The organism is Paracoccus sp. KKT209 (assembly GCF_055635455.1).
Window position 1 is genome coordinate 1 of sequence record NZ_JBVMWB010000005.1, and the last position, 20,953, is coordinate 20,953.

Annotated in this window: 16 protein-coding genes and 3 pseudogenes; 12 read left to right on the forward strand and 7 right to left on the reverse strand. The window is 61.6% G+C overall.

The features are described from left to right. From ACZ2G3_RS19780 to ACZ2G3_RS19790, 3 genes and pseudogenes are all read left to right on the forward strand, one after another. Positions 1-798, forward strand: coding sequence for an SDR family NAD(P)-dependent oxidoreductase (locus ACZ2G3_RS19780; protein ID WP_470400178.1), 798 nt, complete (start codon positions 1-3; stop codon positions 796-798). Continuing rightward, a complete protein-coding gene (locus ACZ2G3_RS19785) occupies positions 798-2,243 on the forward strand; it encodes an aldehyde dehydrogenase family protein (protein WP_470400180.1) in 1,446 nt (481 codons plus the stop codon). The genes ACZ2G3_RS19780 and ACZ2G3_RS19785 overlap by 1 nt, the downstream gene beginning before the upstream one ends. Positions 2,244-2,584: 341 nt before the next feature. Continuing rightward, positions 2,585-3,359 (forward strand): annotated as a pseudogene (locus ACZ2G3_RS19790) (IS30 family transposase); the annotation flags it as partial. Positions 3,360-3,428: 69 nt separating this feature from the next. Here the strand turns inward: ACZ2G3_RS19790 and ACZ2G3_RS19795 are convergent. Then, positions 3,429-4,208: an IclR family transcriptional regulator gene (locus ACZ2G3_RS19795; RefSeq protein WP_470400182.1), complete on the reverse strand. Its 780-nt coding sequence runs from the start codon at positions 4,206-4,208 to the stop codon at positions 3,429-3,431. 176 nt (positions 4,209-4,384) lie between these two features. Between ACZ2G3_RS19795 and ACZ2G3_RS19800 the strand changes: the two genes are divergently transcribed. From ACZ2G3_RS19800 to ACZ2G3_RS19830, 7 genes are all read left to right on the forward strand, one after another. Then, positions 4,385-5,842 (forward strand): ABC transporter substrate-binding protein, encoded by a 1,458-nt coding sequence (locus ACZ2G3_RS19800; protein ID WP_470400184.1) that lies wholly within the window; start codon positions 4,385-4,387, stop codon positions 5,840-5,842. A gap of 76 nt (positions 5,843-5,918) precedes the next feature. Then, the gene (locus tag ACZ2G3_RS19805) at positions 5,919-6,836 is read left to right on the forward strand and encodes an ABC transporter permease (RefSeq protein ID WP_111301882.1); all 918 of its coding nucleotides are present in this window, start codon (positions 5,919-5,921) and stop codon (positions 6,834-6,836) included. A gap of 1 nt (position 6,837) precedes the next feature. Further along, complete coding sequence (locus ACZ2G3_RS19810; RefSeq protein ID WP_470400186.1) at positions 6,838-7,728, forward strand: ABC transporter permease; 891 nt, start codon at positions 6,838-6,840, stop codon at positions 7,726-7,728. 11 nt (positions 7,729-7,739) lie between these two features. Then, positions 7,740-8,738 (forward strand): ABC transporter ATP-binding protein, encoded by a 999-nt coding sequence (locus tag ACZ2G3_RS19815; protein WP_470400187.1) that lies wholly within the window; start codon positions 7,740-7,742, stop codon positions 8,736-8,738. After that, complete coding sequence (locus tag ACZ2G3_RS19820) at positions 8,735-9,715, forward strand: ABC transporter ATP-binding protein (protein WP_470400188.1); 981 nt, start codon at positions 8,735-8,737, stop codon at positions 9,713-9,715. Before ACZ2G3_RS19815 ends, ACZ2G3_RS19820 begins: the two co-directional genes overlap by 4 nt. A 13-nt stretch (positions 9,716-9,728) precedes the next feature. Then, on the forward strand, positions 9,729-11,300 hold the full coding sequence (locus ACZ2G3_RS19825) for a gamma-glutamyltransferase (RefSeq protein ID WP_470400190.1): 1,572 nt from the start codon (positions 9,729-9,731) through the stop codon (positions 11,298-11,300). Continuing rightward, on the forward strand, positions 11,297-12,703 hold the full coding sequence (locus ACZ2G3_RS19830) for a M20 family metallopeptidase (protein WP_470400191.1): 1,407 nt from the start codon (positions 11,297-11,299) through the stop codon (positions 12,701-12,703). The genes ACZ2G3_RS19825 and ACZ2G3_RS19830 overlap by 4 nt, the downstream gene beginning before the upstream one ends. A 1-nt stretch (position 12,704) precedes the next feature. On the opposite strand, the pseudogene ACZ2G3_RS19835 reads toward ACZ2G3_RS19830, so the two are convergent. Continuing rightward, a pseudogene (locus ACZ2G3_RS19835) lies at positions 12,705-13,133 on the reverse strand (IS5 family transposase); the annotation flags it as partial. 99 nt (positions 13,134-13,232) lie between these two features. On the opposite strand from ACZ2G3_RS19835, the gene ACZ2G3_RS19840 reads away from it, so the two are divergent. Continuing rightward, positions 13,233-14,165 carry an IS5 family transposase gene (locus ACZ2G3_RS19840; RefSeq protein WP_470399998.1) on the forward strand — a complete coding sequence of 311 codons (933 nt, stop codon included), beginning with the start codon at positions 13,233-13,235 and terminating at the stop codon, positions 14,163-14,165. A 1,128-nt stretch (positions 14,166-15,293) separates the two neighbouring features. Further along, positions 15,294-16,289, forward strand: a pseudogene (locus tag ACZ2G3_RS19845) (tyrosine-type recombinase/integrase). Positions 16,290-16,293: 4 nt separating this feature from the next. On the opposite strand, the gene ACZ2G3_RS19850 reads toward ACZ2G3_RS19845, so the two are convergent. The 5 genes from ACZ2G3_RS19850 to ACZ2G3_RS19870 all read right to left on the reverse strand — a co-directional run bounded on the left by ACZ2G3_RS19850 (position 16,294) and on the right by ACZ2G3_RS19870 (position 20,815). Continuing rightward, positions 16,294-16,563: a type II toxin-antitoxin system RelE/ParE family toxin gene (locus tag ACZ2G3_RS19850; RefSeq protein ID WP_470400229.1), complete on the reverse strand. Its 270-nt coding sequence runs from the start codon at positions 16,561-16,563 to the stop codon at positions 16,294-16,296. A 62-nt stretch (positions 16,564-16,625) separates the two neighbouring features. After that, a complete protein-coding gene (locus ACZ2G3_RS19855; RefSeq protein ID WP_470400193.1) occupies positions 16,626-16,883 on the reverse strand; it encodes a type II toxin-antitoxin system ParD family antitoxin in 258 nt (85 codons plus the stop codon). 58 nt (positions 16,884-16,941) lie between these two features. Beyond that, entirely contained in the window at positions 16,942-18,222 is a 1,281-nt protein-coding gene (gene repC / locus ACZ2G3_RS19860) for a plasmid replication protein RepC (RefSeq protein WP_470400195.1), read from the reverse strand. A 221-nt stretch (positions 18,223-18,443) separates the two neighbouring features. Further along, positions 18,444-19,454 (reverse strand): ParB N-terminal domain-containing protein, encoded by a 1,011-nt coding sequence (locus ACZ2G3_RS19865; protein ID WP_470400196.1) that lies wholly within the window; start codon positions 19,452-19,454, stop codon positions 18,444-18,446. Beyond that, positions 19,451-20,815 (reverse strand): ParA family protein, encoded by a 1,365-nt coding sequence (locus ACZ2G3_RS19870; protein ID WP_470400230.1) that lies wholly within the window; start codon positions 20,813-20,815, stop codon positions 19,451-19,453. The genes ACZ2G3_RS19865 and ACZ2G3_RS19870 overlap by 4 nt, the downstream gene beginning before the upstream one ends. Positions 20,816-20,953: the final 138 nt, after the last annotated feature.

Here is a 20,953-nt window from a genome sequence, read left to right on the forward strand (position 1 = left end):
ATGGGCGAACGCTTGAAGGACAAGGTGGTCTTCGTGACCGGAGCAGGCTCGATCGGGCCGGGCTGGGGTAACGGCAAGGCTGCGGCGGTGCAATTCGCGCGCGAGGGCGCGAAGGTGTTCGCATCGGACATCAGCCGTGACGCGGTCGAGGAAACCGCACAGATCATCCGCGACGAGGGCGGCACGGTCGCGACCGACGTCTGCGACGTCGCAAAGGCCAACCAGGTCAAGGCCACCGTCGCCCGCGCCATGGAGGCCTTTGGCCGGATCGACGTGCTGCACAACAATGTCGGCATCATCGATCCGGGCGGGCCCGAGGACTTGACCGAAGAGCAGTGGGACCGGCTGATGGCGATCAACGTCAAGAGCCTGTATCTGACCTGCCGCGAGGTGCTGCCGGTCATGACGGCGCAGGGCAAGGGCTCGATCATCAACATCAGCTCGATCGCCTCGACCCATTCGCTCGGCTACAGCTGCATCAGCTATTCGGCGTCCAAGGGCGCGGTGAACGCCTTCACCCGCGATATCGCGCTGAACTATGCGCCCAAGGGCATCCGCTGCAACGCGATCCTGCCGGGGCTGATGAACACGCCGCTGATCCACAAGGGGAACGTGACCGGCGTCTATGGCTCGACCGAGGCGATGGTCGCGGCCCGCGATGCGCTGGTGCCCTTGGGCCATATGGGCGACGGATGGGACGTGGCCCATGCCTCGGTCTTCCTGGCCTCGGATGAGTCGCGCTTCGTCACTGGCATCGAGCTGGTGCTGGACGGCGGCATCACCCTGAAGGTGCGCTGATGAAAGGCCATGACATGTATCGACTGGATCACTGGATCGGCGGGCAGTCCGTCGCGCCGCAGGGCGGCGATTATCTTGCGGCGGTGAACCCATCCACTGGGCAGGTGGGGGGCCAGGTCGCGGCCGGGACCGCCGCCGATGTCGAGCGCGCGGTGGCCGCAGCGCAGGCCGCCGCCGACGGATGGCGGCGCTTTCCGGCCGCGGAACGGGGCCGTGTGATGCTGGCCATCGCCGCCGCCATGCGCACCAACCGCGACCATCTGGCCGCGCTGGAGCAGGCGGATACGGGCAAACCCCTGGCGACCGCCCTTGCCGAGATCGAGGGCAGCGCCGCCTATTTCGAATTCTACGGCAGCCTTGTCTATCTTCCGGCCGGCGATGTGCTGGACGTGGCCCCTGATCAGCACGTCTTCACCCGGCGCGAGCCCTTTGGTGTCGTGGGGGTCATCACCCCGTGGAACCTGCCGCTGAACCAGGCCGCGCGCGCCATCGCGCCGGCGCTGACGGCGGGCAACGTGGTCGTGGCCAAGCCGTCCGAGGTCACCTCGCAGACCACCATCGCCATGGCCGAGTTGGCGCGCGAGGCGGGCCTGCCCGACGGCGTGATCAACGTTGTTCTGGGCACCGGCGCCGCGGTGGGCGAGGCGATCGTGCGCCATCCCGCCGTGCGCAAGGTCGCGTTCACCGGCTCGGTCGGCGTGGGCCAGGCCATCGGCCGCATCGCCGCCGAGCGCATCATTCCGCTGACGCTGGAACTGGGCGGCAAGTCCGCCAACATCGTCTTCGACGATGCCGATCTGGACCTTGCGGCCCGCGAATCGATCAAGGGTTTCACGCTCAACGCGGGCCAGGTCTGTTCGGCGGGCACGCGCATCCTGGTCCAGCGCGGTGTCTATGAGGACTTCCTGACGGCCGCCCGCAGCGCGATCGCGGCGCTGGTGCCGGGCGAGAATCTCGGCCCGATCATCACCGCGCCCCAGTTCCAGCGCGTGCAGGGCTTCTTCGACGTGGCGCGCGCGGATGGCGCAAGGCTGGTCGCCGGCGGCAAGGTGGCGAGCGTGGCAGGCAGCCCCGAGGGCCACTTCATCGAGCCGACGCTTTACGCCGATGTCTCGAACGAGATGCGCATCGCCCGCGAAGAGATCTTCGGCCCCGTCGGCGTGGTGATCCCCTTCGACACCGAGCAAGAGGCGATCTTGATCGCGAATGACAGCGATTACGGGCTGATCGGCACGCTCTGGACGCGCGACGTCAGCCGGGCGCTGCGGGTGGCCGACCGCATCGAGGCCGGGCAGATCTTCGTCAATGTCTGGAACACCATGTCGGTCCAAACGCCGTTCGGCGGGCACAAGCATAGCGGCTATGGCCGCGAGAAAGGCATTGAGGCGCTGCACCATTACGGTCATGTCAAGACAGTTACAATCAAGATGGAATCGTCGGGGTAAACCCTGTCGGCTTGTCCCGCTCGGCGCGGCAGGCTGTCTTCCCTGGAAGGGGCGCCTCAGCGCGACAGAGGAAGCAATGACCGGCGCAGCAGAAGATGCTCATCCAGACGGCAGGCTGATGGGCTTCTTCGGTGCCCGATGCACTGGCGCGCTTACAGAAGGCGCTCTGAACCGCGCCGGGTCTGCCAAAGGCTCCAACTGAGTAGCAACTGTGTTTCAGGCAATGGCGTCTCGGTAGGCCGTTCCGGTTTTCATTATCGCGTTGATGATAGTTAGGAGATGGATTTACAAACGAAGTGCAAATGCCAAAGTAATACAGGTATTTGCATCGAGGTTGGCGAATGGCTTCCCACTACCAGCACCTGAGTTTCGAAGAACGTCGAAAGATTGCCAAATGGCGTGAAGGCAAGATGCCGGTGCCAGAAATTGCAGACCGCCTTTCGCGCCCACCCTCGACAATCTATCGGGAGCTGAAGCGGAACACGTACAAGGACGCCGAGCTTCCGCAGTATAGCGGCTACTAAGCGGTGACTGCTCAGGACAAGTATGAGCGCCGCCGTGCGGTTCACCGAAAGCTGGTCGCCAACCCGGAGTTGAAAGCAGCAGTCGAGGGTGCGCTCAAGGCGGGTTGGTCTCCCGAACAGATCGCCGGCCGGATGCGGCTTGAGCAGCACCGCATTCGCGTTTGCCACGAGACGATCTACCGCTATGTCTACTCGCGCGAAGGCCAGGCGCAGGAGCTGGCCCGCTATCTTCCCGAGCAAGGGCGCAAGCGAAAGCCACGCTATGCGCGCAAACCGAGAAGCCTCGTGTTTCCCGAGCGCTGCATGATCTGGAACCGCCCTCAGGCGGTCAGGGACCGGCAGGTCTTCGGCCACTAGGAAGCCGACCTGATGATCTTCCGCAAGGAGCATGGACCAGCCAACGTGGGCGAGCGCGTGAGCCGCTACACGGCGATCTTCCGCAACAACGACCGGAGATCCAGACCGCTGACGCAAAACCTGATCAACCCGCTCTCGCCCCTGCCCCGGCCTGCCCGGCAGAGCCTGACCTTCGACTGCGGACTCGCGTTCGGGTCCTTGGCACGAGCTTGAGAAAGGGCTCGGGGCGCAGGCCTTAAGTCATTCACGTGCCTCCGTGTTCAACACAAAGGTTGTGCCCACCTTTCGTAAGGCATCCGCTGCCTCACATCCTGAGCGATGGAGAGATCGCATTGGCTGTGTCCAAAAGGGGCGGAACTATCTTCTTCAGCAGGCTGTCATTGGTCCAAGAATAGGCTGAGACCGAACACTGCACCGCCGCAATGGCTCGTCCATCGGGACCGCAGATCGGTGCCGCGACGGCAAGCTCGTTCAAGATCATTTCATCGCGCGATATCGCAAACCCACGGGCAGCTGCCTCTTCGATGCTGTTGCGGATGCTTGCACGGTCGAGGGTCGTGCGTGGAGTGAACTCCTTGAGTGGCCAGTTCTCGATGGCGGCATCGCGGTCTGTCTCTGGCCAAGTCGACAGGATCGCGCGACCGACTGAAGTGGACAAAGCCGGGAGACGCCTCCCAATGATGGAGGCTGCGAAATGGGTCCGTTGGCAGGGCAGCCGCAGGACGTAGATCGTGTGATCGCCGGAAATTTCCGCAAAGTTCACCGTTTCTTCCAGGTGCCGCGACAGCTCGATCAGCTTTGGCATCGCATTTCCGACCAGCGGGTCTGACCAGTAATAGGCATAGGCCAGTTCAAGCCATGCATGGGAGGGACGAAGACGCCGCGTGACCGGGTCCTTGGTCAGCCATCCCTCCTGATGCAGGGTGTTTGCCAGCCTTTGTACCGTACTCTTGTCCATGCCCGTGCGTTGGGCCAAGGCCCCCAGACTGAGTTCGGGATGCGTCTCATCGAAGGCGCGCAGCACGCGGAGCCCTTTGGCCAAGGCACCTACAAACAGCGAGTCACGTTTCTCGGCATCAGGCAAAACATTTCCTCCGGTTGTGACAGCGCGCTTGACGGATCCGTGATTCGGCTGCTTATCTAAATGCAATAAACAGTATTGCATTGCGATACAGCAGATAAAGAAAACAATAGGGGTCCAGAATGAAACGTCGCGTCCTGACCGGCAGCGTAGCTGCGCTCGCCCTTTTTTCAGCAGGCATGGCTCATGCCGACAAAAGCAACGACACGTTGCGCGTTGCCTTCACCAAGGAGCTTGAAAGCGTCGACAGCTACTTCAACTCGGCGCGTGAGGGCGTAGTCTTGCAACGCGCGATCTGGGACGGGCTGATCTATGCGGATCCTCAAACAGGAGAGTATTCGGGCAACCTTGCGACCGAGTGGACCTGGATCGACGACACGACGCTGGAACTGAAGCTGCGTGAGGGAGTGACCTTCCATGATGGCAGCCCCTTTACTGCCGATGACGTAGTCTACACCGTGGACTTCGTCGCGAACGAGGCGAACGGCGCCGTGACGCAGCGCAATGTCAACTGGATGGATCACGCCGAGAAGGTGGATGAACATACCGTCCGCATCATCACAAAAGAACCCTTTCCTGCAGCGCTCGAATACTTGTCCGGGCCGGTCTCCATCTATCCGTCCGACTACTATGCCGAGGCTGGTCCCACAGGCATGGGCCTGAAGCCCATCGGCACAGGCCCCTACAAGGTCGTCAGCGTCGAGCCCGGCAAGCGTTTCGTGCTGGAGCGGAACGAGAACTACTTCGACGGTCCGAAGGGGCAAGCCCAGATCGGCAACGTGGATATCCGCACCATTCCTGACGTGAACACACAGATCGCCGAACTGTTCAGCGGGCAGCTCGACCTGATCTGGCAGGTGCCCTCGGATCAGGCCGAACGGCTGGAGCAGATGGGGCAGTTCACAGTCGCCAACGAAAGCACGATGCGCGTCGGCTATTTGGCAATGGATGCCGCGGGCCGATCGGACCCGAACAACCCGTTCACCAAGCTGGAAGTGCGCCAGGCGGTCAACCACGCGATCAACCGCGAAGAGTTGGTGGGCGAACTGCTGAAGGGCAAGTCGATTCCAGTCCATACTGCCTGCTTCCCCAGCCAATTCGGCTGTGCACAGGATGTGAAGGAATACGAATACGATCCGGAAAAGGCGCGGGAACTGTTGGCTCAGGCCGGCTATCCGGATGGATTTTCAACCGAATTCTATGCTTATCGCGACCGTGAACTGGCCGAGGCGATCACCAGCTACCTGAACGCGGTCGGGATCCGCACCGACTTCAAGATGCTGCAGTATTCCGCGCTGCGTGACCTGAACATGAAGGGGGAAACGCCGCTGTCTTTCCAGACCTGGGGGTCCTTCTCGGTCAATGATGCCTCGGCCATGGTCAGCCAGTACTTCAAGCATGGCGAACTGGACGACGCACGCGATGACGCGGTTCTGGCCGAACTTGACATCGCCGACAGCTCGACCGACCCCGAGGTTCGGAAGGAGCATTATCGCACGGCCCTGCAGCGCATTGCCGATCAGGCCTACTGGGCGCCGATGTTCTCCTACAACACGAACTACGTGTCCACGGCCGAGGTCTCCTACACGCCGACCGCCGACGAGGTTCTGCGCTTCCACACCATGACCTGGAACTGACGGGCTGCCATCTCTCCCAGCCTGCCGCGGGATGGCCTTGAGGCCATCCCCCCAGCCCGCAAGGAACTGACAACTCATGCTTCGCTTTATCCTCAAACGATTGGGGCTAGCCCTGCTTGTCGCCTTGACCGTGTCCTTCATCAGCTTCAGCCTGCTGTTCCTGTCAGGCGATCCGGCCATCGCCATCGCCGGCGAAAGCGCCAATGCCGAGGACGTGGCGGCCATTCGCGCTCTTTACGGCTTTGACCGGCCGATGATGGTGCAGTACGGCGACTGGCTGTGGCACGCGCTGCAGTTTGACTTCGGCGTAAGTTATTACTTCCGGTTGCCGGTCGCGGACCTGATCGCCGAACGCCTGTCGGTCACCATGACTCTGGGTGTCTGCGGCATTGTCTTTGCGCTGCTGATAGCTGTGCCCTTGGGCGTGATCGCCGCAATCCGCCCGAACTCGTTGATCGACCGGATCGCGCTGTTCCTGTCGGTGGCCGGGCAGGCCATGCCCAGCTTCTGGTTCGGGCTGATCCTGATCGTGATCTTCGCCATCCAACTGCGTATCCTGCCCGCCTCGGGCGCCGACACTTGGCAGCATTTTATCATGCCGACGATTGTGCTGGGCTATTACGCCATGCCGGCCATCATGCGCCTGACCCGTGCCGGCATGCTCGAGGTGCTGTCGGCCGACTATATCCGCACAGCACGCGCCAAGGGTGCCTCCGAAGGACGTGTGCTGTTCAAGCACGCCTTACGCAACGCGATCATCCCCGTGGTGTCGCTGGCAGCAGTGCAGATGGGCTTCATGCTAGGCGGCTCGATCGTGGTGGAGTCGGTCTTTGCCCTCCACGGCGCAGGCTATCTGGCATGGGAATCCATCGGGCGAAACGATCTGCCCACGGTGCAGGCGCTGATCTTGGTCTTTGCGCTCTTCTATATCGTCTTCACCTTTCTGGCCGACGTGCTGAACGCTTGGCTGGACCCCAGGATGCGGAGCGCCTGAAATGACAGCCTTTCCCGACGCCCTCGAGATCACCGGCCCCACCCCCGGCCAGCAGTTGCGCCGGCGCATGTTCGGTCATCAGGGGTTCATGATCGGAGCGGTATTTCTGGTCCTGCTGGTGATCATCGCCCTTCTCGCCCCGGTCCTGGCCCCCCATGACCCATATGCGCAAAGCCTAAGCAACCGCATGGTCCGCCCTGTGTTCATGGGCGGCACATGGGAGCATCCTCTCGGCACGGACCACTTGGGCCGGGACTACCTGTCGCGGCTGATCTATGGTGCACGGGTCTCGCTGATGATCGGTGCTGTCGCCGCACTCATATCAGGTACGATCGGCACGGCCCTGGGCATTGCCGCCGGGTATTTCGGCGGACGTGTCGATGCTGTCGTGACGTTCCTGATCAACGTGCGTCTGGCGATGCCGGTGGTGCTGGTCGCCCTCGCAGTCGTGGCCATCTTGGGTGGCTCGCTCAGCGTGGTGATCGGGGTTCTTGGGTTGCTGCTGTGGGATCGCTTTGCCGTGGTCATGCGCGCCTCGACCCTGCAGATCCGCGGCCGTGAGTTCGTGGCGGCGGCGCGCGCGGTCGGCTGCTCGACGCCGCGCATCCTGCTGTCCGAGATCATGCCCAACATTGTCAACAACCTGATCGTGGTCGTCACGCTGGAGATGGCGCACGCGATCCTGCTGGAGGCTGCGCTGTCCTTCCTGGGAGTCGGCGTGCAGCCACCCACGCCCAGCTGGGGATTGATGGTGTCCGAGGGCAAGAACATGATGCTGTTCGAGCCGTGGCTGGTCTTGATCCCGGGTGCCGTGCTGTTCGTTCTGGTGCTGGCGATCAACCTGATGGGCGACGGGCTGCGCGATGTCACCGCTCCCGAGAACCGCAATTGATGAGGTCTCCAATGAACGACGCCCCCCTCTTGTCGGTTCGTGGCTTGACGTTGGATATTCCGACCTCTGGCGGTACGCTGCACGCTGTGCGCGGCATCGACTTCGACCTGAACCGCGGAGAGACGCTGTGTATTGTGGGCGAGTCCGGGTCGGGCAAATCCCTCACCTCGCTTGCTCTGATGGGGTTGCTGGCACCCAAAATCCGCCGCACGGCAGTCCGGATGACCTTTGACGGCACGGATCTGCAGAAAGCCTCAAGGCGACAGTTGCGCCAGCTGCGGGGCGACCGAATGTCGATGATCTTCCAGGAACCGATGACCTCGCTGAACCCAGCCTATACGATCGGCGACCAGCTGACCGAGACGCTTTTGCTGCACAAGAAGGTCAGCCGCACCAAAGCCCGTGCCCGGGCCGTCGAGTTGCTGGAAAAGGTGGGCATCACTGCCGCGGAAAGCCGTCTGTCGCAGTATCCGCACCAGCTGTCGGGCGGCTTGCGTCAGCGCGTGATGATCGCAATGGCCTTGATGTGCAAACCCGAACTGATCATCGCTGACGAGCCCACCACGGCGCTGGACGTGACCATTCAGGCGCAGATCCTGCGGCTGCTGGTGGATCTGCAGCGCGAGATGAACATGGCGCTCATCCTGATCACCCATGATCTGGGCGTGGTGGCCCGTGTCGCCGACAAGGTTGCCGTCATGTATGCGGGCGAGTTGGTCGAGACAGGCCCTGCCAGCGCCATCTTCCGCAACCCTGCACATCCTTATACGCGTGGGCTGATCAATTGCATTCCCGTTCCCGGACGCAACGAACGTGGCGCGCGGCTTGGGACCATTCCAGGTATTGTCCCATCGCTGGTGGGTGAGGTCACAGGCTGTCCATTCCGCGGACGGTGTGATCAGCGTGTTGCGATCTGCGACACTGCAGCCCCGCTGCGCCGGCTGCCGGACGGACACGAATTCCGCTGCGTCCATCCTGACGGACATCGCCACGAAGAGGTGACGGCATGACGAACAAGCCTGTTCTGGAGCTGAAGAACGTCTCCAAGACCTACACCATCAAGCAGGGGTTGTTCGGCAAGCCAAAGCCTTTGCGCGCGTTGAACGATGTCTCGCTCAACCTGCAGCGCGGGGAGGTGCTTGGGCTGGTGGGGGAGTCCGGTTGCGGCAAATCCACCCTTGCCAAGATCCTGCTGGGACTGGAGGCCCCAAGCGAGGGGCAGGTTCTGGTCGACGGCCAGGCGTTGGCGGGACAGGACCGGATCGCGCTGTCGCGCCGCATCCAGCCGATCTTCCAGGATCCCTACTCCTCGCTGAACCCGCGCAAGAGCATTGAGGACATCATCACTCTGCCTCTCCGCGTCCACGGCATCGGCGACAGCGCCAGCCGTGACCGGGAGCTGCACAAGATGCTGGACATCGTCGGTCTTCCCGCGCGCGTTGCCCGCAGCTATCCCAGCCAGATGTCCGGCGGCCAGCGGCAGCGTGTCGCCATCGCGCGGGCCCTCATCATGAAGCCCGAGATCGTCATCTGCGACGAGCCGACCTCGGCGCTGGATGTCTCGGTTCAGTCGCAGATCCTGAACCTGCTGGCCGACCTGCGAGCCGAGTTCGGCCTGACCTACCTGTTCATCAGCCACAACCTCGCCGTGGTGGAGCATCTCGCGACGCGTGTGGCCGTGATGTATCTCGGCCGCATCGTGGAGGAAGCTGACGTCGCCACCCTGTTCGAAACGGCGCGCCACCCCTACTCGCGGGCGTTGCTGGCCTCCGTTCTGACGCCTGACCCCGACATGGGAGTGCCGGACACGCAGCTTGGCGCAGCATACCCCAACCCGATCGCCCCGCCTTCCGGGTGCGCCTTCCATCCGCGCTGCGCCAAGGTGATGCCGCATTGTTCCCGGATCGCACCTTGGCCGGTGCCAACATCCGACGGGCATGTCGAGTGTCACCTTTATGACCAGCAGCCCCTACAGGCCGCCAGCTGAGGGACCAGTCATGATGTCGTCACTGTCGCGCACACAGGTCGTGCGCAAGTCTGTAAGAGGAACCACACGGGGCGTGGTCGCGGCCCAGAACTCGCGCGCAGGGCAGGTCGGCGCAGAGGTGTTGGCAGCCGGCGGCAATGCGGTCGATGCGGCCGTTGCGGTGTCCTTCGCCATAGGAGTGCTGGAGCCTTGGATGAGTGGCCCCGCCGGCGGCGGCGCAATGATGCTGTGGCACGCCGAGGCCGCGCGTGCCGAAGCGGTCTTCTATGGCATGCGTGCGCCGGGTGCCCTGGATCCGGCTGATTACCCGCTGGCAGGTACGGGCAAGGCCGGCGATTTGTTCCCTTGGGACGCGGTCAAGGATGACCGCAACCTTCGCGGCGCGACCGCAGTCGCGGTGCCGGGCGTCATAGATGGCGTCGGGCAGGCTCATGCCCGTTATGGTCGCATGCCGTGGCGCGATCTGCTGGCGCCAGCCGTCGAACTGGCACGAGAAGGTCTGCAGGTCGATTGGTATGCGGCGCTGATGATCGCCTCGGCCACACGTGGACTGGCCGCCGATCCGGACGCGGCGGGCCTGTTTCTCGAAGAGGGGCAGTGGCCTCCTGTGGCCGGTTGGACCAGCACCGTCGCCAAGACCTTGCCGATGGACGCCATGGCCACAACCTTGGCCGAACTGGCTGCCAAGGGCGCACGAGAGTTCTATGATGGCGACGTGGGTGCGGCGCTGGTGGCAGACGTACAGGCCAAGGGTGGCAGCTTAAACCGTGACGACCTGCGCGCCTACCGAGCCGAGCTTCAAACGCCGCTCAGCTTCTCGCGCGGGCAGGCGACACTCCATGTCACGCCGCGTCTGACGGCCGGACCCACCTTTCGCGATGTTCTGACAATGCTGCCCCCGCTGGCGGGTCAGCCCGGTGGAACTGCGTTCGTGGCCTATGCCGATGCGCTGCGGGATGCCTATGCCAAACGGCTGGAAGGGATGGGGGACGATGGCGAGTCTCCGTCGCAGCCTGGCTGCACCACGCATTTCTCGATCGTTGACCGCGATGGGAACATGGTGTCGATGACGCAGACATTGCTGTCAGCTTTTGGGGCGCATGTGGTCTCTCCGTCCACAGGACTGCTGCTGAACAACGGCATCATGTGGTTCGATCCGGTGCCCGGCCGTGCGAATTCTTTGGCACCCGGAAAGCGCTGCCTGATGAACGTCTGCCCGGTCATCGGTGAAGTCGGTGATCGCCGCTTTGCCTTCGGCGCATCGGGCGGACGCAAGATCCTCGGGGCGGTTGCACAGCTGTCTTCCTTTGTCACCGATTTCGGCATGGATCTGGAGAGCGCCTTTCATCATGGGCGCATCGACATGTCGGGCGGCGATGCCGTCACGGCCGACGATGCGCTGCCTGAAGCCGTCCATGCGGCGCTGGCTGAACATCATCCGACGACGCGCTTTCGCCGCACCGTATTTCCCTATGCCTTTGCCTGCCCGGCCGGCGTGATGCGCGACGGCGTCACGAACACTGGCTGTACCGAGATCATGTCGCCGTGGGGCGACGCCATTGCCGAACCGGAGATCCTTTCATGACCCGTGATGCCGCCCTTGCCGCCGCCGAACGTTATTTTGACAGCGGGGCGTTTCAGACCGAGCTTGCATCTTTGGTGGAATATCCCACCGAAAGCCAGAATCCGGATCAGCGGCCGGAACTCTATAGGTATCTTGAGCAAGCCATGCTGCCACGCCTCGAGGCTCTGGGGTTCGTCTGCGCGATCCACGACAACCCCGATCCTCGAGGCGGGCCGCTGCTGGTGGGCAAGCGCATCGAGGACCCTGCTTTGACCACGGTCCTGACCTATGGGCACGGCGACGTCATTCGCGCGCAGACCGATCAATGGCGTCAAGGGCTTCATCCTTTTCGGCTGATCGAGGAAGGCGACCGCCTATATGGCCGGGGCACCGCGGACAACAAGGTGCAGCATCTCATCAACATCGCGGGGATGGAGGCCGTCATCAGCGCGCGAGGCAAGCTGGGCTTCAACGTCAAGATCGTGATCGAGATGTCCGAGGAAACCGGCTCCTCGGGACTGCCGGAGTTCTTCGAGGCGCACAAGCATGATCTGGCTGCCGATGTCCTGATCGCGTCCGACGGCCCTCGGTTGCAGCCTGACGTGCCGACGATCTTCATGGGATCGCGCGGTGGCGTGACCTTTGATCTGCTTTTAAATCTGCGTGATGGAGCCCACCATTCCGGTAATTGGGGCGGTCTTCTGGCGGATCCGGCGATGATCCTGACCCATGCGCTGACCACGATCTGTGACCGGCGCGGACAAATCGGGGTTCCGGAATGGCGCCCCGACAGCCTGACACCGCCAGTTCGCGAGGCCCTGAAGGGGCTGCCCATCGAGGACCTGAACGGCCCTTCCGTCGATCATGACTGGGGCGAGGAGAACCTGAGCCCTGCCGAGCGCGCCTATGGCTGGAACAGCTTTGCCATCCTTGCAATGACGGCCGGAGTGCCTGAAGCGCCTGTCAACGCAATTGCGGCAAAGGCGCGTGCGACCTGCCAGTTGCGCTACGTGGTGGGCACCGACCCCGAGGACATTCTGCCGGCACTGCGGCGCCATCTTGACTCAAACGGCTTCGAGGATGTGCAAATCATTCCGCACGACCGCGGCTTCTTCCGAGCCACACGCCTTGAGCCCGACCACGAATGGGTTCGTTTCACAGTAGCGTCGATTGAGGAAACGGCAGGCAAGCCGCTCCACATCCTCCCCAACCTCGCGGGCTCCCTGCCCAATGACAGCTTTACCGACATCCTCGGCCTTCCGACGGTCTGGGTGCCGCATTCCTATCGCGGTTGTTCGCAACATGCGCCAAACGAGCACGTGTTGAAGCCGGTGTGCAGAGATGCCCTCCGCGTCATGGCGGGACTTTGGTGGGACATGGGTAGCGAGAAGGCCCGTCATAGCTCGCCCATAAAGAGTGGTTAGGTCATGTTGACAAATAGCGGAGCCACATTCTGACACAGGCGATGTCAATAAAGCCAAGAAAGCTGCTTGCGGTTTTGTCGTAGCGTGTCGCGAGCCTGTGGGTGTTCTTCAGCTTGTTGAAGCAGCGTTCGACCATGTTGCGCAGGGTGTAGAGGGTCATGTCCACGGTCTTTCGCACCTTGCGGTTCTTGCGCATCGGGATCATCGAGACGGCGTCGCGTTTCTCAACATCTTCTCGGATTTTGTCAGAGTCGTAGCCTCTGTCAGCCACCAAAACAGCAGGCGACGGCAGGTTGTCGGCCATCACCAGATGATAGCCGGCATAGTCTGAATCCTGACCCGGCGTGATCTCGGTCCTCATAGGGAGGCCAGCGCTGTTGACGCGGAGGTGGATCTTGGTCGAAAAACCACCTCTTGAACGGCCAAGAGAGAGTGTCCGGCCTTCTGTGTATTCGTGATCTGGTCGACCTTGTTGCACATCTCAGTGAGGGGGATTCACTGAGCGCGTCCTGAGGGTTAGGTCGAGGGCATGCCGAAGCCTTCCCCGATCCGCTACCGCACGACGAACTGGTCAGACTACAATGCGGCGCTGCGCAAGCGCGGCTCGCTGTCGGTCTGGTTCGATCCCGAGACGGTGTGGCACGCCGACAAGACCGGCAAGCGCGGGCGACCCGAGACCTTCTCGGACGCTGCCATCCAGACCTGCTTGACCCTGAAAGTGCTCTTCGGGCTTCCGCTCCGGCAGACGGTCGGGCTGGTTGAAAGCCTGATCCAGATGGCGGGGCTTGATTGGCCGGTTCCGGACTATTCGACGCTGTGCCGCCGGCAGGCGCGGATCGCGGTGCAGGTCCCGTATCGCGCGTCCGGGCAGCCCCTGAACCTGTTGATCGACAGCACCGGTATCAAGTTCCGCGGGGACGGCGAGTGGCAGACCCGCAAACATGGCCCGTCACGCCGGAGGCAATGGAGAAAGGTCCACCTCGCCATGGACGCGGGCACCGGGGATGTGCGCGCGGTCGAGTTGACCTCGAGCCGCCAAGGCGACAGCCCGCTGCTGCCGGAGCTTCTGGCGCAGATCCCGCCGGAAGAGACGATCGGCACGGTCACCGCAGATGGTGCTTACGATACACGACGATGCCATGGCGCGATCATCGACCGAGGCGCGGATGCCGTCATACCGATCCGGCGCAATGGCCGCGCCTGGAAAGAAGACTGTCCCGCTGCTGCCGCGCGAAATGAGATCCTGCGGGCAACCAGGCGCTTGGGCCGGGCGCTCTGGAAGAAGTGGACCGGCTATCACGCCCGAAGTCGGGTCGAAGCTTTGATGAACTGCCTGAAGCTCTTCGGCGAGAGGATCATGTCACGAGACCCCGCCCGCCAGACCGCCGAAATCCAGATCCGCATCGCCATCATGAACCGCTTCTCGGCCCTTGGCAGGGCCGAGATCGAAGCAGTCCGCTGAAGAATGGCGGGAAAGGGGGCAGTCATGCTCGGGGCTGATTTGCGCAACATCGCCATGCCGTGATGATCTGCAAGTTCGCCGACCAGGTCGTTCAGCGTCAGATCGGGCTTCGCCTTCATTCGCGAGGTGATCCAGTCCCCCACACCAACCAGTTTGCCATGACCACTACCATGGCCTTGAACACGCGGAGCTAACCCGCCCGTCTTGCGCTTCAGGATCACCATGTCGTTGACGAACTTCACCGAAACCCGGAACCGCGCAGCGGCTGAACGGTCAGAGTTCCCTTCCTCCACAAACGCCACAACGCGCTCTCGGAGTGCCATAGGATGCGGTCTGCCCATATCATCCCTCCACCTGTCATGCAGGCAGGGAATCACAGATCAAGCCACAGGGGTATCCTGAATCGGGAAAACCGCAACACGCTCTAGCACTCGCGCCTGACGTGACTAGGCCTCCAGCCAAGGAGCAGCATCCAAATGAAATCCGGCACCTTACGGCTTAAGGCATACCAGATAATTACCATATTTTATCAGTGTATTAGGTATAATTATCATCACAAAATAATCTAAATGCGGTACACTGAAACGTTGTGAGCGGCGCTGACGCCGCAGCTTTGGGTCATGCTGCGGAAGGCTCTAGTTGCTCCCGAACGAGCGAGGATTTCCAAGGGAACACGTTACGCCAACGACAGGCGAAGGTCTTGCATCCGTTTACAAACGGTCATTTGGTGACGCGTAGTAAAACTGCATTTCTACCCGTCAGGTTCACTTTGGCAATTGGTGCCCTTGTCCATCTTTCTCGAATCCCGAGGCACAGAGGTCACCGCGGGTGGCGGGGCAGAAAGGTGCTGTGAGGTGCAGCGGCGTCTCGGGAGACATATGCCGGCCGAAGTACGCCAGCGCTCCGACGGTAAGTAGTTGACCATCGGGGGCGAGATGAACGGCGGTTCGGTCTCCCGGCAGCCTCGCCCGTCGCGGCGCCTTTGGCAGTAAGGGATGCGTAGAACCGCCGCCTTCTCCCGACCTGCTCCACGTCCGGTAATTTTGCATTATCAGACATGCCCGAGGGAGGCCCACGCACATGGACACAAGTTCGGAACAACCGCCGTCAGACCCGCCGGATCGCCCCATGCCTCTGGCCGGGAACGACGGCCCTCTCGCCTTGCCCGCCGATGTCGCGAGGTCCGGCAGCTTCAACCGGCCGGTGGAAACTGCCCGGGACTATCCCCGCGGCGCCCTTTCCCCGAACACGCGGCTTGTCTAGGGCTGGAACTGGGTATCCTTCGCCCGCTGGTGCCGGACGCGCGGTGCCGACCCCCTGCCCCGTCGCCGGAGCTGGTCGGGGTGTTCACCGCCGGCTTGGCCGGGCCCCTGCCATCTCGGTGGCTTCCATCGAACGGCGTCTGTCAGACCTGGCCTGGACCTACACGCAGCGCGGCGAACGGGTGGACCGCAGCGACCGGCACATTGCCGCCGGCATGCCCGGCCCCCGGTGCAGAAGGAGGCGATCCTCCCCGAGGACCTGCTGGCGATGATCGCCACCCTGCCCCACGACCTGCGGGGCTTGCGCGACCGGGCGATCCCGCTGGTGGGCTTTGCCGGCGGGCTCCGGCGCAGCGAGATCGTCGGTCTGGATCATGGCAAGGACGACACGCTTGATGCCGGGGGCTGGATCGAGATCCTGCCGGAGGGCCTGCTGCTGACCCTGCGCGGCAAGACCGGCTGGCGGGAGGTGGAGATCGCCCGCGGCTCGACGGAGCGCACCTGCCCCGTCCATGCCCTGGAGCAGTGGCTGCATTATGCCCGGATCGGTTTCGGGCCGCTCTTCGTGTCCGTCTCCCGCGACGGGCGGACCGCCACGTCCCGCCGCCTCGGTGACAAGCATGTCGCCCGCCTCGTCAAGCAGACGGTCCGCGACGCCGTCCTGCGGCCCGACCTGCCGGAGGCCGAGCGCCTCCGGCTCTATTCCGGCCATTCCCTGCACGCCGGCCTCGCCTCCTCCGCCGAGGTCGACGAGCGGTACGTCCAGAAGCAGCTCGGCCACGCCTCCGGCGAAATGACCCGCCGCTACCAGCGCCGCCGCGACAGGTTCAGGGTCAATCTCACCAAGGCCGCAGAGCTGTGACAGGTCAACGATCGGGATCCTTGAGGGTCGTCAAGACGGCAACATGGCGCGGCAGATCGCTTCGGGCATGTAGGATGTCGACGATGATGACCTCGTCCGGTCGGTCCAGGAACACCAGAAAATGCTCCCCTGCCCTCGTGAACCGAAGGTCGTCGGCATCATCAACCAGAACCGCGCAACTTCTGCTGCGGGCCTGAGCGCTCAGGATCGCCGCGCAACGCTCGAGAAGCTCCTCCTCGTAGAGAGCCGCCTGCGCAGGTCCGAAGCTGTCGATCGTCTATCTGGCGATCTCGACAAGGCTGGCCTCGGCACGGCGCGTCAGCCGCAGGGAGCGTGTCATGTGACCGAACGTGCGCGCCCGAATGCCCGGCGGATTGCATCTTCTCCGCTCCCCTCGACCAGGTCACCCGCTCTCGCCTGCGCCAGCCCTTCCAGAAGGCCTTGCCGGATCCCAGTCAGCTGCGCCTCTTCCCGCTCGAGCAGTCTGAGCCCGGCGCGCATCGCTTCGCTCACGTTTTGATACCGCCCGGAGGCAACCAGGGCCTGGACGAGCTGATCCTGGGTCTCCGTCAGGACGACGTTACGTGTCACCATGGGTCAGACCTTTCTGCTTTTTGGCAATATATGCCAATGGCGTCCTTCGATCAATGTTTCAAGCCGCCATTGCGCACAACCTCCCGTAGAAGCTGCGCTCGAGATGCAGCGCGCCTGATCCGGCTTTCACCACCATGCCGCGCAGATACCCACTCGGTGACAAGATCTCGCCCCTGCAATGTTTTTCGAAGACCAGTGCAAAAGCTGCTGTTGCGACCTGGCTGCCGAGCCGATCCTGCGCCAGGTCCCATGCCTGGGCGGAGATCCCGATCATCGGTCTGAGCTGCCCTGCAATACGGTGGAGATCGCTCCAGTCCTTGGCGAAGCCGCCCATGTCGCGAACCCAGGATGCGAACTCAGGACACGCTAGCATGATCGTCGGCAGGTCCAACGCCGCGCGTTTTTCGCGGACCTCTGAAACCCAAGCGTCTAATGCCGTGTCGATTCGGGTTTCTGTCTGGATGTAGGACGCGCTCGCCGGCGTTTTCGCGCTTTCTGAGGAATTACTAATTACAGGCTTGGGTTTATTTGTAGTTAGTATATGGGGTTCAGAAATGGCCTCCTTGGTGTTCATTTGCTCACCCTGTATTGCCAGTTGGGCGCCGATCGGGGCGCACTCATCCACAACCGGGACAGCACTTGCGGCCTTGAGGTAGGTAAACTCAACCCGCTCCTGAAGCTGCTGGAGCCAAGCCAGAAGCTGTTCGAGGTTCTCAGAGACGTTGATTGTTTTTGGCAGACGTTCCAGAAGGTCTGCCAAATACCCCGCGAACTGACCCCATGGCCCTCTAAGTTTTCCACTGACGGCCGCGTCGATCCGAGCGCGGATCATCCGGCGCGCGACGGTGATCTGGCGTTTGAGGCGCTGACATAGCTCTCGTTCAGCTTGCAGATCGGCGTGAAGGATTTCGAACTCTTCGGTTCGGGCCGAGAGCGGAGAGAGATCGAAGCCATAGGCTTCGACGATCACGCCAGCGCCGTTCCTGCGGCCCCACCTCTTGCCGTTGGGGCTGTCCTTAAACGCAATGACTCCCCTCTCCGCCAAGCGCCGTGCATGACGTTTGAGCGCCGAAAGTGAAAACCCAGTCTGCTCCATCAGATAGGCATTTGACGCCCATACGATGGGACGTTGCCCTTCTTCCCAGTCTTGAGCCTGCGTGAAGGCTGCAAGCGTGTCGAGGAGCATCATGTCCCCCGCTTTAAGCCCGATATGTACGCCCACGCGTTTGATTGCCACGAAGGCGCGCGTTCTGGGTACAGCTACCCGTTCACCGGCTTGTGCGAGTTGCGTTGCAACCCCAAGACCCGGTGTCGGCTTGCGCCAACCTGTATTTTTCATGTCTGTGTCTCACCTCCGTCTGTGTGGAGGCAAAAGAAAGCCATTCGCCAAAACGGTGTTTGTCGTTGACAGAGATTCTGGAGAGACTTATCTTGAAGGCGACCAAACCATTAAGATCAGCTCTCAGGCCCTCAGCTTGGGGGCTTTTCTTTTGCCTTTAGATCACATTCGTTCCTTCTTACTCGTTGCGTAACTTGGGGAAGCGCGCCGGTCTCGGAGTCTCAACTCGCCGGCGACAGCTCCTTGTTCTTCTTCAAGAAGTCAGCGATAAGATCACTTAACTCCTCAAGTTTTTCTTGGCTCAGCGGCACGCTTGCTGCCTTGATCGACAAATTGCCATTCGCGGACGTGAGGGTCAGGTTTCGGCTGCCAATCTTCCGCTTCGCCGTGATCTTCGAGGGCGCTCTCCTAGCTTGCTTTTTCGGCTTGCTCTCAAGGCTCGCCATCGCGTTCTGCAGTTCTCCAAAGCTCATTTCGTAGATGTTCTTGAATGCATTCAAGATCTCGTCTCGGGCCGCGAAAACGGCTCGGGCACGCGACACTATGCTTTCATGGACGCCAATTCGCGTGGCGAATGCCACCGCAGTCATCTTCCCTCCAGGTTGCCGCAAGGCCTCGTACATTTCTCCGATCGCCAGAAGGCGCTCGAACGCGCTCAGGTTCTCCCTCTCCTCGTTCTCCCGAAACCGGAGGAAGAGCATCTCGAACTGCGAGTTATCGGCGCTTCGCTTATCTGGCGGCGCCAAGATCGAACGAAGTTTCAGCCCAAGCATCTGCGCTGCTGCATGACGTCGCCGGCCCGTCAGCATGATGAAGCGGATACCCTCGACCTCAGTCGGGTTTAACGGATCCGGTCTCCAGTTGGGGTCTTCCGGCCAAACCAAAATCGGCGTGTCCTGACCGTTCGCCTCGATACTGCTGAGCAGCTTCCGGAAAGCTTCCTGCTTCATCCAATCTTCGCGTCGATCAGACCCAACCGGATCTTCAACCTGATCGGGCAAAAGCTGAAGCTCATGGCGACCGTTCAGGATGTCATTTGCCAGCTGGGCCCTCCCCTGCTCTACCGCAGCCTGCGACTGCGCAAGAGCACCGGCCTTCCAAGCGCTACCAGCACCCTTGAAGGCGGCAGGCGCTGGAGCGGTTGCGGCTTCTTCGTTGCTTTCGCCGTCATTTGGCTCAGGCGGCCGGCTCATTGCTTTCGAAACCAGCGATCTTGGGATGCTTCGCTTCATACTGCGTTCTCCCCGTCGTCCCCACCATCATCGTAGAAGTTGTCCATCCAAGTACTCGCATATCCGCGCTCGAGACCGGGCCATAGTCGAGAAACGATTGCGTCATTGACCGCATCCGCATTTTCAATAAACCGGTTGATGCCCTTGCGTTTACCGGGTGTGTCCGGCTCGTATTCATACACAGACTGATAGACATCAGATGCGTTGGAGATAGCATCCGACCTTAAGTAGAACACGGGCAAAATTTCTGTCGGGCAGTGCTCAAGCAGGTTGCTGATATGGTTGAGGTCTTGCGCGTTGGATCGCTGAACGATGGTCGGTAGTAACATGTTGGCGCCTGACCCTATTTCGATACGCTCGTGCGCCAGGATATGCTGCAACATGCCAAGCAACCCCGTGACGAACGTCGACAGCGTGGCGATATCGAATCCCTTCATGGTCTGTGGGATGACCAGGGATGAAGACGCAATCACGTTGTTGAGCTGGAAGAGTGTAAGGGCTGGCTGGTAATCAATGATGATGCAGTCTAGCGTTTCGTTCAACGCTTGCTCCAGCCGGGCCCTATTAACCTTTCCCTCTGTCACTAACTCGTTGGGGGCCGTCACCGGCGGATACGCACTCTTCCAGCGATCAATCGCGTCCCTGAGGTAGCGGTAGAAACTCTTTCCTACCGGCGCCTCACGCACTAAGCGCGCAATCTGGATCTCGCCCTCAGAGGTCTCGCCATGGGCAGGCACTAACCGCAGACCAGGCCACGAAGTCTTTAGGAAGAAGCTGTCCAGCATGTCTGCCGAATGATCTGTGTAAGGCGCACCATCGGACTGGAACAATCCCGCGAAGTCCACCATCGACGGCGTCTCTTCTGTAGGCATTCTTGATAGAGCTTCACCCCCCACAAAGTAGAGCGTAATCGTGCTTTGAGGGTCCGCATCCATGACACCGACCCGCATGCCATAGTGCAGGCTCAGATATTGCGCGAAATGTGCTGCGCTGAGACTTTTAGCGGTGCCGCCCTTCTGGCTGGCGAATGAGATCACGGGGAGCGGATCGTTAGGTTTGCGCCACGCAAGGTAATCGAACGGTCGCTTGGCCGATGCGGCAAGTAGCGCCCGCATATGCATCAGCTCATGGAGCGTAAAGACCCTTTCGCGACCAACGTACTCCCCCCTTGGAAAGTCTTCGTTGGCGTTCGCAAACTTGGTCAGATACTGGATGCTCACGTTGAGGAAGCGCGCGCACTGGCGCATCGACCAAGTCCGCTTGATGCGGTGACGCAAAGTCAATTCTTTGTTGACGGTGACCATTGTGCGCTCCAGCCCACGTGACAGGTCGGTCAAAAATTGCTCTAGACTACCGCTCATGTTGCTGCCCCGATTTCGGCTGGTTCCGAATGCGACTCGTTTCATCAGCATAGTAGCACTATTACTTCACAATACGGAAGATACCATTCGCCTATTAATTTTAGGAGTGCGATATGGGGATGAATGATTTTGCATTTG